Raw genomic sequence first — 13,341 nt, 5'->3', positions numbered from 1 at the left:
CGCTCCTTCTAATCGCCCGTGGAGGCATGAGATTTCAGAGTGCCGATGTGATTGCGTCCCTTCACTGCGTACCACAGCAAGCCCACGCCCAGGATGCCGCCGATGTAGACGAACGCGCCGAATGTGTTGTACCAGGGGGTGCCGTACACGGCCTCGCGCGGCCACGCGAGGTTGAGGGCCATTCCGCCGCCCCACAGCACTGCTGCGATATTGACCGGCAGCCCCCACCTACCCATCGTGAAGTACCCCTCGGCTTTCACCTCTTTCGGAGGCCACTGACCGTGCACCCGCTTGACCAACAGCGGGCCGGTCACCATCAGGTACGCGAGGTAGATCATGATGATCGCGATCGAGGTCAGGACCGTGAAGATCTGCGGCTGACCGATGTTGACCACGAGGATGACGATGGCCAGTACGCCGATGGTCACCGCGGGCACCACCGGGGTCTGGGTCTTCGGATTCACCTTGGCCAGGCTCTCACCGAACGGCAACGCGTTGTCTCGAGCCATGGCGAACGTGAGTCGGATCGCCGCGGTGTGCACTGCCAACGAGCACACGAAGACCGCGATGACGATGCAGATCAGGAAAACGGTGCCCAGCGGGCCCCACATCACCGCTTCGACGATGGATTGCAAGCTGCCGTCCGGGCTGCCGAGCGAGGGATCGTCGAGGTCCGGCGCAGCCATGACGGCGAACACGAGGATGGCTCCGCCGATCACGAACGAGGCGAGGATGGCGCGCAGGATGGCCGCGGGGGCGGTGCGCCGAGGTTCGACGGTTTCCTCGCCGAGTGAGCTCGCAGTATCGAACCCGTACATGACGTAGCCCGAGGCCAGCGACGCGACCAAGAACGCACCGAGGTACCCGCCGCTTTCCCCGGCACCGTAACCGTTGGTGGAGAAGAACACCTCGGGGCCACGAGTGATGTTGGCCGCGAGCAGAATCGCGATCAGCACGGCAGCAATGAGCTCGATGAACACACCCGCACTGTTGATCATCGCCATCAGGCGAACTCCGAGCGCGTTGATCGTGGTGGTGATCGCGATCAGAATCGCTCCGAGGAGGACGGCGTTGGCCGCGAAGTCTCGGGCACCGCTACCGTCACCGACGATCTGGAACCCGCTCCAGATGCGTGGCAGATTCAACTGCAGCGCGAGGGCGACGGCAGCCAGCGTCACGATCGAGGCCGTCAGCATCAACCATCCCGCTGACCATCCGACGATTCTACGGCCCAACAGCTTTGCCCAGTTGTACACCGATCCGGCTACCGGATATTTGGCGGCCAGTTCCATGAAACACAGGGCCACGCAGAGCTGCCCCACGAAAACCGCGGGCCACGACCACAGGTATGCCGGCCCGGCGGTGCCGAAGCCGAAGTAGAACAGTTGGAATGTGCCGGTGAGAATGGAGATATAGCTGACGCCTGCGGCGAAGCTGGCGAATTTACCGAGACTGCGGTCGAGTGATTCCTTGTAGCCGAAATCGCTCATCCCACTCGAGCTGTCCTGTATCGATGCCATGCTCGCGGCCTTTCCCATCGTGCATTACCGGGTGCCGAACCACCCCGCCGCCGTGGGTGAGGTGTTGTGCCAAATATGCTTCGCTTCTTGATATTCGGACAAACCGGACGGACCGAGTTCGCGGCCGTTTCCGGACTGCTTGAAGCCGCCCCATTCCGCGGCGGCCGTATAGACACCGAAATCGTTGAGCCACACCGTTCCATGGCGCAGCCCACGCACCATTCTTTCGCCTCGAGCGGCGTCGGACGTCCGAACTCCCGCGGCGAGACCATAATTCGTATCGTTTCCCAGCAGGAGCGCTTCGGCCTCGGTGTCGAAACGCTCCACAGTGAGTATGGGACCGAATGTCTCCTCCTGCACGATATTCATCGACCTGTCGCAATGGTCGAATATCGTCGGCAAGAAATAGCTACCCTCATCCAAATCCGAATTGTCCGGCTTGCTCCCACCGATCACCAGAGTCGCGCCTTCTGCGATCCCCCCTGCGACGAATCCTTCGATCTTCTCGCGCTGCGCCTGCGATACCAGTGGTCCGGTCTCGGTGGCAGGGTCCATACCCGGCCCTATCACGATGTCCTGGGCGCGCGCGGCGACGGCAGCGACGAACCTGTCGGCAACGGACTCCTCGATGATCAGCCGAGTACCGGCCGAACACACCTGACCCGAGTGCAGGAACACCCCGGTCAACACGTTGTCGACCGAATCGGCGAAAGACTGATCGTCGGCCACCGCGTCGGCGAACACGATGTGCGGATTCTTGCCTCCGAGCTCGACGGCGACCTTGGTGACGTTCTCCGCCGCCGCGGCGAGGATGGTCCTACCGGTTGCCAACCCGCCGGTGAACGAGATGAAGTCCACGTCGCGGTTTCTGGTGAGCGCGTCCCCGAGAACCGCGCCGCTGCCTTGGAGCAGATTGACCACCCCGGACGGCACGCCGGCTTCCTCGATCAACTTGGTGAACGCGATGGTGCTGAGCGGAGTCACCTCGCTGGGCTTGAGCACCATCGTGCAACCTGCCGCCAACGCGGGCGCGATCTTCCACGAGATCTGCAGCAACGGATAGTTCCATGGCGCGATCATGACGCAGACACCGATCGGTTCGTGGACCACACGGCTGAGAATCTCGGGCCGGTCGACGTCGATCAGTCGATCCGCCTGCACCGCAACCAGATCTGCGTAGAACCGGAATACCGACGTCACGTCGTCGATGTCGATCTCACTCTCGCCGAACGTCTTTCCGGTGTCGAGAGTCTCGATGCGCGCGAGTTCTGCCTTGTCGCGTTGAAGCAGATCTGCGATACGGGTGAGCAGAGCGCTGCGCTCGCCCACGGTCACCGAACGCCACGGCCCGTCGTCGAACGCGGTCCGCGCCGCGGCAACCGCGCGCAGGGCGTCATCGGGTGTGGCCTCGTCCACCACTGCGACCGTGCTGCCGTTCGCGGGATCGATGACCTCTCGGGTACCGCCGTCACCGGATCCTTGCCACTGCCCGTCGATCAACAGTGAGGGTCGCAGCGAAGTCGGGTCGAGTCCTGCATCGGAGTCGGTCACTGAAACGCCTTCTTCCGTGTGTGGGCCTGATCGTGGTTCTACGGTATGCCCTCAGGGGGCCGGTGACGCCAACGAATCAGGTCGCGTCGCACTTCGGCGCGCGATACCGAACGATTGCGAGCAGCGAGAGCATTCGAGTGCAGTTCGCGCAGGACCGCACTGCACGCAAACCGCACTATGGTGGTGTTCATGACGATCGAAGACATCGGTGGCAGACGAACGGTGACAGCTGACGAGCTACTCCTGTTGGTGGGTGATCATCTGCTCATCGAGGAAGGCGTTGCGACCGGGTTCATCGAGAGCGCAGGGCAGGTGGCCGAAAATGTTGCGATCACCGTCACCGATGGCGTCGACGGAACCACCACGACCGAACGAGTGTTTCTTCCCGACGCCGAGGTGACGATCGAGCCTGCCGATCGCGGCCGGGCCCCGGTCACCATGTAGCCACCACGGAATGCCTGCTCAGAAGCACATTCGTGTAACTCTGGAAACTTCACCCACACCAGTCACACTGGCACCGAACTGAGCTAGGGTGGCGGAAACCCGTCACCTCCGAAAGGCATCAGCCGTGCGTCACCGCCCAGCTCGCCCGACGATGCGCGTTACCGTCCTGGCCTGGAGTACTGCTCTCACACTGGGCGTCGGCGCGGGTGTGGCGACGGCACAGCCCGACACCTCCATTTCTTCGGTCAGCGCAGTAGAGACTGTCCGGTCGGCCGATGCGCAGCAGTACAACGATGCACAGAACGCTCTGGTCAAAGGCCGCTACGATTCCGGGTTCGCCGCATTGGAGGCGCTGGCGGCCGCGGCCCCCGACGATGCCAACGTAGCGGCACTGCAGACGTTCTACGCCAACGCGACCGCCGATGCCGATGCCCGCGTTCGGCATTCGGCCCGCCTACGGGCGCTGTCTCCGACACTCGCCGATGCGGTCGACCGGGCTATCGCCGTCATCGATCGCACAGCAACCGAAGAGATCGACTTCGCGCCGGTGACCGACGGTCCGCGCACCGCGATAGTGGTGCTGGGTCTGGGCCTGAACGGTGACGGCAGTATGGCAGCGGAGCTGGTTCAGCGGCTACGCTCCGCCGTCGCGGCAGCCGAGCTCTCCCCCGATTCGCCCATCATCGTCACCGGCGGAAATCCGCAAAACGGGATCACCGAGGCCGAGGCGATGCGGCGATGGCTGATCGACAACGGGATCGAAGCCGACCGTATTCACGCCGAATCCACTGCGAACTCGACGGTGCAGAACGCGCAGCGTGCCACCGCGCTGGCTGCGGAGATCGGTGCCGAGTCCATCGTGCTGGCAACGACTCCGAGCCATCTGCGACGCGCAATGTCCGACTTCGAGATTGCCGGTGCCGACGTGATCGGAGCTGCGACAACAACTCCCGAGGACATACCCGATCTTCCTGCACTCGCTCCCACCTCGCGGTTGGGCATGACCGTCGATGCCACCAAGATCCTCGGAATCCCGCGCTTCTACTGACGCGACCATCCCCGCAGTACCGATTCCGTTCCCGCCTCGAACATCGCTCGACGGGTCTGTTCGTCCGAATCGGCAAGCATTGCCAGCTCGAGTGACACCAATCCGTGCACGATCGCCCAGAACGAGTGGCTGATCAACTCGACCGACGCGCCGCGCAGAACGCCGCCCCCGACGGCGCTCGTGACTGCCGCCCGGAGCGGATCCATCGCTGCATCGGCGAGATGCGCCTCGTCCGCTACATCCACTCCGCCGAGCACACCCCCGAACATCACCGCGTACAGGTTGGGGTTACGCAGTGCCCAGTTCCGGTACGCCGCCGCGAGTTCGCGGAGATCGACCTCGGGATCGCCGGTGACGGGCACTCGACGTTGTGCGTCACCGAAACTGGAGAACGACGCAGAGAACAACGCCACCAGCAGCTCCGCACGACCACCGAACAACGAGTAGATGGCCGTGGTCGACGTCCCTTCGGCTGCGGCCAATTTGCGCAGTGACAACGATTCGACACCGTGCTGAGCGACGCTTTCCGCTGCAGCCTCGAGCAGCCTGGTACGTAGCTCCGCGTCGTGAATTCTTGGTCTCGCCACTTGCGAAACCTACCACAACAGTGTTTTATAACAGTGTGACGAAATAGTGAGCAGCCCCTGAGAGATTGGACCCCCATGCCACCCATCATCGAAGGTCGCCGCACCGTCGAATCCGATCGCGAGACCGTGACGGTGTTCCTCATCGGAATGCGCATCAACAATCCCGTGGCGATTCGTTCCTGGCTTCCCGTCGCGGGCGCGATGCCGAAGATGCTTCGCCATCTCGAACGCGACCCGAAATCGGGACTGCTGAGTTACCACTCGTGGTTCGGCCGCACGACCGTACTCGTCAGCTACTGGCGCAGCGCCGAGGACCTGACGCGATTCGCATCGGATCCGGATGCGCCCCATGCTCCCGCGTGGCGCTCCTTCAATCGAGCGGTGGCAGCCACCAGGCACGTCGGGGTGTGGCACGAGACCTACACCGCAAGCGCAACGAACAGCGAATCGATCTATGTCAACATGCCCTCGTTCGGTCTGGCCGCCGCGCTGGGAGGTACCGAGGTCGGCCCCGGATCGCAGACGTGGAAGCAGCGAATGACCCGCGGGCACTGACGATGTGGCCCTACAGGAAGGTGCCGGCCCGGGACGCGAGGTCCAGTACCGGCTGCGGGAACACTCCCAGCGCCACGGTGACTACCACCGATACTCCGATAGCGAGCGTCACCGACGCCGTCGGACGCACCATCGTGGCGGTGCGGTCGGTGGGATCAGTGAAGAACATCAGCACGATCACTCGAACGTAGAAGAACGCGGCTATCGCGCTGCACACCACCCCGACGACCACCAGTGCGGCTCCGCCGGCGCCCGAGGCAGCACTGAACACCGCGAACTTGCCGATGAAACCACTGGTGAGCGGGATACCGGCGAAAGAGAGCAGAAACAGTCCGAACACGGCAGCGACGAGCGGCGAACGTCGACCGATCCCTGCCCACCGGTCCAGATCGCCCACCTCACCACGTTCGTCTCGGGCCAGACCGATGATCGCGAATCCACCGAGAGTGCTGAACGCGTAGGCCACGAGGTAGAACATGGTGGCCGAGACACCGGAATCACCCACATCACCCGAATTTCCCAGCGCGGTCACTCCGGTGAGGATGAAGCCGGTGTGCGCCACAGACGAGTAGGCCAGCATCCGCTTGACGTCCGTTTGCGTCACTGCGACAACCGAACCGAGCACCATCGTCGCGATCGCGATCACCCACAGCATCGGCCGCCAACTCGACTCGAGTCCAGGCAGCGCCATCCCGAAGATCCGCACGATCGCGCCGAAGGCCGCAACCTTGGTCACCGTCGCCATCAATGCGGTCACCGGCGTGGGCGCACCCTGATAGACATCGGGAATCCACGAATGAAAAGGCACTGCACCGACTTTGAACAGCAGCCCCACAGCCAGCAATGCGACACCGATCAGCGCCAGCGATCTGCCCTGTCCATCTGCCGCGATGGCCTCGGCGATGCCGTCCAACCGGACGGTACCGGCGTAGCCGTACAAGAACGCGACTCCGAACAGAAAGAACGCGGAAGAGAAAGCTCCGAGCAGAAAATACTTCAGCGCCGCTTCCTGGGAGAGCAACCGGCGTCGCCGTGCCAGACCGCACAGCAGATACAACGGCAGCGAGAACACTTCCAAGGCGACGAACATCGTCAGCAGATCCGCGGACGCCGGGAACAGCAGCATGCCGCCGATCGCGAACATCGCAAGCGGAAAGACCTCGGTCTGAGCAACTCCGGCGTCGACGGCTTCTCGTTCGGCCACGCTTCCGGGAGTGGTGGAGGCTTGAGGGGTGAACGAGTCGATTCGGCGCTCGGCACCGGACTCGGTGACGGCGACAGTGCGTTCCGCCAGGAGCGCAAGGGCCGGAATCGCCACCAACACAATGGTTCCCTGCAGAAACAGCGTCGGCCCATCGATTGCCACCGCACCGGACATCGCCGAAGCCTCGGTGCCGGCCAGAGCGATCACAGCAACCAGTGCCGCCACCAGACCGGCGAGCGCAAGACCCAGATGCGTTGCCCGACGTGCCCGCCCCGGTACGAAAGCTTCGACGAGGACTCCGAGAACCGCGACTCCGAAGACGATCAGCATCGGCGAGAGCAGACCGTACTGCACCTCGGGTGTGGTCATCACTAACCTCCTGAACTGTCGACGATCGTGGATTGCACAGCCGGAGTGATGACATCGAGCGCCGGCTTCGGATACACCCCGAACACGATGAGCAATGCGAGCAGCGGAACCACCACCACCAACTCACGAGGGACGAGATCGGAGATCTTGTCGTTGCCCACTCGGACCGGACCCGTCATCACCCGCTGATAGAGCCAGAGAATGTAGATCGCCGACAGCACCAGCGCCCCGGTGGCCACGATCGCCGCGACACCGTACCGACCGAATGTGCCGATCAATACCAGGAATTCACTGATGAACGGGGCCAGTCCAGGAAGCGAGAGCGTGGCCAGTCCCGAGATCAGAAAAGTTCCGGCGAGTACCGGCGCGACCTTCTGCACCCCACCGTAATCTGCGATTGCCCGTGAACCACGACGAGAGACGAGGAAGCCCGCGATCAAGAACAACGCAGCCGTGGAAATCCCGTGATTGACCATGTAGAGCGTTGCACCGGCCTGACTCTGCCCCGTCATCGCGAAAATACCGAGAATGATGAATCCGAAATGCGAAATCGAGGTGTACGCAATCAGTCTCATCATGTCGGTCTGGCCGATCGCGAGGATCGCTCCGTACACGATGCCGATCACCGCCAGGGTGATGATCCATGGCGCGAAAGTCTGCGATGATCCGGGAAAGAGCTCGAGGCAGAAGCGCAGCATCGCGAACGTGCCGACCTTGTCCACCACCGACATCATCAGCACGGCTGTCGCGGGAGTGGATTGCACGGCGGCATCGGGCAGCCAGGTATGGAACGGCCACAGCGGCGCCTTGATCGCGAAGGCGAACATGAAGCCCAGGAACAGCGCGTTGAGCACCGCCGAATCCACGCCGAGCCCGCCCGCTGCCGCCGCATCCGCGATGGTGCGCAGATCGAACGTACCCCCGTCGAACGGACTCCCCGCCCTGGCCGTGACGACGTACAACCCGATGACTGCAGCCAGCATCACCAGTCCACCGAACAGGTTGTACAGCAGGAACTTCACCGCGGCTCGCGTCCGCTCGACGCCCCCGAAACCACCGATGAGGAAGTACATCGGGATCAGCATCGCCTCGAAGAAGATGTAGAACAGCAACACGTCCAGCGACAAGAACGAGACGATCACCATGGACTCGACCACCAGGATCAACGCCGTGTACGTGTGCGGGGACCGTCGAGAACCGTGGTTCGCCACCCGGCTGCCATCGTGCCAGCCCGCGATCAGCAACAGCGGCGTCAGAACGGTGGTCAACAACACCAGCACCAGGCCGAGTCCGTCGAGACCGAGCGTGTAGCGCGCACCGAACGCCGCTATCCAGGAATGGTCCTCGACGAACTGGTACCGATCTCCCCCGGTGTCGAAGGCGACCGCGAGTGCGACCGACACCGCGAGGGTACCGGTGGCGAAACCCACTGCGACGCTACGCGCCATCCTCGGTCGATCAGCTGGGAGAAGGGCGACGACGACAGCGCCCAGAACGGGAAGCACCCACAGGACGGTCAACCCGGGAATCGTCACAGAACCACCACCATCAGCACGACGAGAACAGCCCCGGCGAACATCGCCAGCGCATAGGACCGAACGAATCCGGTTTGCAGGCGCCGAGATCGAGTCGATACGCCTCCGATCGATCTCCCCACCCCGTCCACGACGGCGTCGATGCCCGCTGTGTCGGCGAGTACCAATGTGCGCGTGAGTTTTTGGCCCGGACGCATGAACACGGCCTCGTTGACGGCATCTCCGTACAGATCCACTCGCGCCGCTCTGGTCAAGCCCGACACATTCTCCGGTGGTGTCTCGGGAACCTCGTGGGCGATGTACTTGCGGTAGGCGACGCTCGCGCCCGCGAGCACCACCACGAGCACTGCGACCGTCACGACCCAGGCGGGTATCGTGTGCTCCTCGTGCGCCGACCCCACCACCGGCTCCAGCCACGTCTCGAGGCGTCCGCCCACCGTGAGGAAGGCACCCGCAGCGACCGAGCCGATGGCCAGAACGATCATCGGGGCGGTCATCGTCGGCGGTGCCTCGTGCGGATGTGCTTGCGCCGCCCATCGTTTCGGCCCGAAGAATGTCATCAGCATCACCCGGGTCATGTAGAACGCCGTCAGTCCCGCACCGAGCAACGTCACGCAGCCGAGCACCACACCCTCCGCTCCCCCGGCCGCGAACGCGACCTCGATGATGGGGTCCTTGGCGAAGAAGCCGGAGAACGGTGGTACCCCGATGATGGCGAGGAAGCCGAGGCCGAACGTGGCGAACGTGATCGGCATCGCGGCGCGAAGCCCGCCGAACCGTCGCATGTCGGTCTCGTCGTTCATCGCGTGCATCACCGAGCCCGCCCCCAGGAACAGACCGGCCTTGAAGAACCCGTGCGAGAGCAGCAGCGCTATGGCGAAGGGGTATCCGGACGGGCCGAGCCCGGCGGCGAGCACCATGTACCCGATCTGGCTCATCGTCGACGCCGCGAGCGCCTTCTTGATGTCGTCCTTGGCGCAGCCGATCACGGCACCGAACAGCAACGTGATGGCACCGACGGTGACGGTAGCGGCTCGGGCGACCGGCGACGCCTCGAACACCGGGCCGGAGCGCACGATGAGATACACACCTGCAGTGACCATGGTCGCCGCGTGGATGAGAGCCGACACCGGCGTCGGGCCCTCCATCGCATCACCGAGCCACGACTGCAGCGGCACCTGGGCCGACTTGCCGCAGGCCGCCAACAGCAACATCAGCGCCATCGCCGTCGCGACCGACTCACCGGCGGTACCGATTCCGGCGAACACGACGTCGTACTGCACCGATCCGAAATTCACGAACATGATCATCAGCGCAATGGCGAGGCCGATATCACCGACCCGGTTGACCACGAAGGCTTTTCGTGCGGCCGATGCTGCCGACGGCTTGTGCTGCCAGAACCCGATGAGCAGGTACGACGCGAGCCCGACGCCCTCCACCCCACACACCACCAACAAGGCCCCGCCGACAACCCAGCCGACGGGGCCTTCCAGCACACCCACACATAAACACCAGCGCCACACAGACCGATCCCAAATCAGAAGCGGACACCAGTAGCGACCAACTCACCCTGAACCACCACTACTAGAATCGTCCCAACGACCCGTCCCTTGCGTAGTGCAGAAGGAAACCATGAGCAACCGTCCCATCATCTGCAACATCTGCCTCAAAGCACTCGACTCGAAACTCGACGAGGACGGCGTCACCTACATCCACGGCGAGCAACACGGCGACCTCGGCCACGAACCAGACCCCATCGAAGCACCCGCCGACTGGCGGGGCGCATGCGACTTCTGCTCCACCGACCAAGCCGTATGGGAGCTACCCGCCAAAACCTTCACCGCCATCAACAACCACATCAGCGCCGAAAACTGGGCTGCCTGCAACACGTGCGCAGCCCTCATCGAAAAGAACCAGTGGAACGCACTTGTTCGACGCGTAAAAGCCCAATACCTCGAAAAACACCCCGGACTGTTCCCCACCGACATCGCTGCACTCGAAACGCAGCTCAAAACCCTCTATCGAGACCTACGCAAGAACATCACCGGCGGCATGACTCCACTCTGAAACACGCCTCATTGCTCACCACACCAACGAACCCCACACAAACGGCCAAGTCCCCGCCTCACTTCGACGGGGACTTGTGCGCAAGCGACAGAGGCTCGATCTGAAACCTCGCAATCACACCGGTGCGCAGAACTTCGGCACGCGCCTAGGCCCGAACAATTGGACGCTGATTCGCCATGCCCAGGCGCGGCTTCATGTCACCAGCCGATCAGAACTCGACTCCCTCGTCCCACCACGTTGTGATCTGACGGGTTTTCTTCACTCCTGACCCGTCCGGGCCAATGTCTATGGCCCACTGAACACCGTCGTCCAGCATGATCGCTTCAACGATTCCGTCGTTGCCAACCGGGCTGATGAACCAGTCCCCTTCCTCTCCGGCTTGTTCTTCCCAGTACGTCAGTGCCTCTTGTTGCTTGTCAGTCAGGGTCGGTATTGCAAATGCCATTTCAGTTTTCCTGTTCTGTTGCCGCATTGGTGTATTCGGCCGCTATCGGTCGTGGTGGTCCCATTCGCCTTCAGCTTCAGCCCTGTCAGCGTGTGTGCCGCAGTAGCCGTCGAATCCTTCCCCTCCATCCAGACTCTCGCCGCATCCCTCTATGCTGCAATGGTTTTCGTAGTAGTCGTCCTGACAACCGCCGCAGAGATTGAATGAGTCGTGGTCGGCGACCGGTGCGCCACATTCGTCGCCGTTTTGCCCCGGGCACAGCGCCGCACTCGCAACTGCCGCGCCCGGACCGTTCGATACCCTGCTAGTCATAGGTGTTGACCTCTCTCCCCTCGGACCCGTAATGCAACAGCGGCCCCTCACCTGCGTGGGTTTGGGGCCGCTGTCCACCCGCCAGAGTGGCGCGATAACCGGGTTTATCAGATGCTCAGAACTTTGCGACCTTCGCGAACAGGTCGGCACCGGCGTCATTGTCGCCGTTGATTTCTCCTGCGATTCTCGTCGCGGTCGCTTTCGACAGAAGCGATGCACGAATCTTGCGGGTCGTCGTCCGACCGCCCGGTGCCAGCCTTCCTAGCAGTTTTCCGTTTTCTCGCACGATCACTGTGTAGTGCTCGTGGCCAGGTGCGGTGTCTCCGCATTTCCAGAAGCACGTGCCCTGAACTGCGCCAGCAGCTTTCTCGTTCATCGCTGTCACAGCTCCAAGTTCAGAGATGGCGCGCCGGGCTGGAATGTCGTCGGTGTCCACGTGAACCCGTCGCGCTCGACGTACAGGAACGCGTCACTTGACACCTCGGCGACCGCATCACCCAAATCCCCGGCATCGTCGGTCCAACCGGCCGGAACATTCACTGCCAAACGATGTCTCGACGTTTCCTCCCATTCCAGAACAACAGTTCGGAACGTCTCCGATTCAGCCCCACCAGCGCGGTCCATCTCCACCGACTCGGCAATCACAGTCATGACCTACGCCTCTTCCACGTTCTCGGTAGACCAGTCGCCGCAGTTGAGGCCCAGATCGCCATGACTCGGGATCCCGTACTCGTCGCGCAACGCTGACTCAACATCACGGGTATCCACCGCATCAGCGGCATCGTCACAACTCGATGCGGACACAGAAACCGTAACCCTCCGAGAAATATTGACCTCCACCTCCACGTCGTACATCCGCGACCGGCCCGGCAGATCATGCGACTCCATGAAGTTGTCGAACTGCGAGCACAAACTGTTCTCATCAGCCCACGTATGTGCCGACTCCACCAAGGCGTCACGCCACCGCACGTGAGCTGCCACCAACTCCGCTTTGTTCTCCTCAGCGGCACCCGCCGCCCGACGTGCCGCCATCGTCTCGACCAACATTGGTGCAACGCGCTCCCACCATCCCGGCAGCGCAACAGCCCCAGGCTCCTCCACGATCACCTGATCAGGCGTCACTCGACCCGCCCAGACACCGCGATCAGCACTCACCCCCACCACCGTCACCACAGCCGACATCTCCGGCAACGCGGTCACCTGCGAACGGTCCACCGCAACCCAACCCCGAAACCACTCCGAACCCGTGTCCACCCACACGAAGGATCCATCAACAGGTGGAAACACCGCACCGTCGACAACGGACACCGCGCGTTCGATCGCCTCGCGATTACCGAGAACCGCTACCACACCCACAGAACCATCAACGCAAGCATCGACAGACATACGAACTCCAAACCCCCGAAACGCAGGCCTCGGGAAACGAATGCGGCGAGGTGGTCACCCCCGCCCCACATCAACTGGGAACACACACAACCTAACCGACCTCACCGACGATTTGCAAGGCTCGAAACCAGTTACACGCCAGCGGTTTTCGACGAATTCCAACCCAGTTGAACGGACTCCTGTCAAGGCCTTCCGAGCACGTTTTGCCACCAGCCCATCCAGGTCCGGGGCCTGGCTGGTTCGTCTGGGCGGCCCTGAAGCTCCCCGCGACCGGGTACTGCATTCGCGTCTATCTGCCCTGTTCGCGAGTTCGGTAGT

General features: G+C 62.8%; 14 protein-coding genes. 4 read left to right on the top strand and 10 right to left on the bottom strand.

Translation table 11 applies throughout. The features are described from left to right. Nucleotides 1–8: 8 nt before the first annotated feature. Nucleotides 9–1,520, bottom strand: a complete 1,512-nt coding sequence (locus J1M87_RS16590) for an APC family permease (protein WP_241256983.1) — start codon at nt 1,518–1,520, stop codon at nt 9–11. Between the two features lie 24 nt (nt 1,521–1,544). Continuing rightward, nucleotides 1,545–3,035, bottom strand: a complete 1,491-nt coding sequence (locus tag J1M87_RS16585) for an aldehyde dehydrogenase family protein (RefSeq protein ID WP_241257087.1) — start codon at nt 3,033–3,035, stop codon at nt 1,545–1,547. 225 nt (nt 3,036–3,260) lie between these two features. Between J1M87_RS16585 and J1M87_RS16580 the strand changes: the two genes are divergently transcribed. Continuing rightward, nucleotides 3,261–3,515 (top strand): hypothetical protein, encoded by a 255-nt coding sequence (locus J1M87_RS16580; RefSeq protein WP_206490565.1) that lies wholly within the window; start codon nt 3,261–3,263, stop codon nt 3,513–3,515. Between the two features lie 151 nt (nt 3,516–3,666). Continuing rightward, nucleotides 3,667–4,563 (top strand): YdcF family protein, encoded by an 897-nt coding sequence (locus J1M87_RS16575; RefSeq protein WP_206490564.1) that lies wholly within the window; start codon nt 3,667–3,669, stop codon nt 4,561–4,563. On the opposite strand, the gene J1M87_RS16570 is transcribed toward J1M87_RS16575, so the two are convergent. Further along, on the bottom strand, nt 4,557–5,150 hold the full coding sequence (locus J1M87_RS16570; RefSeq protein ID WP_206490563.1) for a TetR/AcrR family transcriptional regulator: 594 nt from the start codon (nt 5,148–5,150) through the stop codon (nt 4,557–4,559). The two genes, J1M87_RS16575 and J1M87_RS16570, sit on opposite strands and share 7 nt — an antisense overlap. 75 nt (nt 5,151–5,225) lie before the next feature. Between J1M87_RS16570 and J1M87_RS16565 the strand changes: the two genes are divergently transcribed. Beyond that, nucleotides 5,226–5,705 (top strand): DUF4188 domain-containing protein, encoded by a 480-nt coding sequence (locus tag J1M87_RS16565; RefSeq protein ID WP_206490562.1) that lies wholly within the window; start codon nt 5,226–5,228, stop codon nt 5,703–5,705. A gap of 10 nt (nt 5,706–5,715) precedes the next feature. On the opposite strand, the gene nuoN is transcribed toward J1M87_RS16565, so the two are convergent. From nuoN to nuoL, 3 genes are read right to left on the bottom strand one after another with little or no spacing between them, the layout of a single operon-like run. Next, nucleotides 5,716–7,278: an NADH-quinone oxidoreductase subunit NuoN gene (gene nuoN, locus J1M87_RS16560; protein ID WP_206490561.1), complete on the bottom strand. Its 1,563-nt coding sequence runs from the start codon at nt 7,276–7,278 to the stop codon at nt 5,716–5,718. Nucleotides 7,279–7,280: 2 nt separating this feature from the next. Beyond that, the gene (locus tag J1M87_RS16555) at nt 7,281–8,813 is read right to left on the bottom strand and encodes an NADH-quinone oxidoreductase subunit M (protein WP_206490560.1); all 1,533 of its coding nucleotides are present in this window, start codon (nt 8,811–8,813) and stop codon (nt 7,281–7,283) included. Further along, entirely contained in the window at nt 8,810–10,315 is a 1,506-nt protein-coding gene (gene nuoL / locus J1M87_RS16550) for an NADH-quinone oxidoreductase subunit L (protein WP_374222393.1), read from the bottom strand. Before nuoL ends, J1M87_RS16555 begins: the two co-directional genes overlap by 4 nt. 130 nt (nt 10,316–10,445) lie before the next feature. On the opposite strand from nuoL, the gene J1M87_RS16545 reads away from it, so the two are divergent. Continuing rightward, complete coding sequence (locus J1M87_RS16545; protein ID WP_206490559.1) at nt 10,446–10,880, top strand: hypothetical protein; 435 nt, start codon at nt 10,446–10,448, stop codon at nt 10,878–10,880. A 208-nt stretch (nt 10,881–11,088) separates the two neighbouring features. Here the strand turns inward: J1M87_RS16545 and J1M87_RS16540 are convergent, their stop codons facing one another. From J1M87_RS16540 to J1M87_RS16525, 4 genes are all read right to left on the bottom strand, one after another. After that, nucleotides 11,089–11,325, bottom strand: coding sequence for a hypothetical protein (locus J1M87_RS16540; RefSeq protein WP_206490558.1), 237 nt, complete (start codon nt 11,323–11,325; stop codon nt 11,089–11,091). A 427-nt stretch (nt 11,326–11,752) separates the two neighbouring features. After that, the gene (locus tag J1M87_RS16535) at nt 11,753–12,013 is read right to left on the bottom strand and encodes a hypothetical protein (RefSeq protein ID WP_206490557.1); all 261 of its coding nucleotides are present in this window, start codon (nt 12,011–12,013) and stop codon (nt 11,753–11,755) included. Nucleotides 12,014–12,018: 5 nt separating this feature from the next. Beyond that, nucleotides 12,019–12,288, bottom strand: a complete 270-nt coding sequence (locus tag J1M87_RS16530) for a hypothetical protein (RefSeq protein ID WP_206490556.1) — start codon at nt 12,286–12,288, stop codon at nt 12,019–12,021. A 3-nt stretch (nt 12,289–12,291) separates the two neighbouring features. Then, nucleotides 12,292–12,837, bottom strand: a complete 546-nt coding sequence (locus J1M87_RS16525) for a hypothetical protein (RefSeq protein WP_206490555.1) — start codon at nt 12,835–12,837, stop codon at nt 12,292–12,294. Nucleotides 12,838–13,341 lie beyond the last annotated feature (504 nt).

The sequence above is a fragment of the Rhodococcus sp. KRD162 genome, assembly GCF_017168335.1.
In the GTDB taxonomy this organism is placed as follows: domain Bacteria; phylum Actinomycetota; class Actinomycetes; order Mycobacteriales; family Mycobacteriaceae; genus Rhodococcoides.
The sequence above is the reverse complement of the archived record's forward strand: the minus strand, read 5'-3'. Positions and strand labels throughout refer to the sequence as shown.

Coding starts and splice junctions, on each gene's coding strand:
- J1M87_RS16590 (WP_241256983.1), bottom strand. CDS start 1,520: ATGGCATCGATACAGGACAGCTCGAGTGGGATGAGCGATTTCGGCTAC.
- J1M87_RS16580 (WP_206490565.1), top strand. CDS start 3,261: ATGACGATCGAAGACATCGGTGGCAGACGAACGGTGACAGCTGACGAG.
- J1M87_RS16575 (WP_206490564.1), top strand. CDS start 3,667: ATGCGCGTTACCGTCCTGGCCTGGAGTACTGCTCTCACACTGGGCGTC.
- J1M87_RS16565 (WP_206490562.1), top strand. CDS start 5,226: ATGCCACCCATCATCGAAGGTCGCCGCACCGTCGAATCCGATCGCGAG.
- nuoN (WP_206490561.1), bottom strand. CDS start 7,278: ATGACCACACCCGAGGTGCAGTACGGTCTGCTCTCGCCGATGCTGATC.
- J1M87_RS16545 (WP_206490559.1), top strand. CDS start 10,446: ATGAGCAACCGTCCCATCATCTGCAACATCTGCCTCAAAGCACTCGAC.
- J1M87_RS16540 (WP_206490558.1), bottom strand. CDS start 11,325: ATGGCATTTGCAATACCGACCCTGACTGACAAGCAACAAGAGGCACTG.
- J1M87_RS16535 (WP_206490557.1), bottom strand. CDS start 12,013: ATGAACGAGAAAGCTGCTGGCGCAGTTCAGGGCACGTGCTTCTGGAAA.
- J1M87_RS16530 (WP_206490556.1), bottom strand. CDS start 12,288: ATGACTGTGATTGCCGAGTCGGTGGAGATGGACCGCGCTGGTGGGGCT.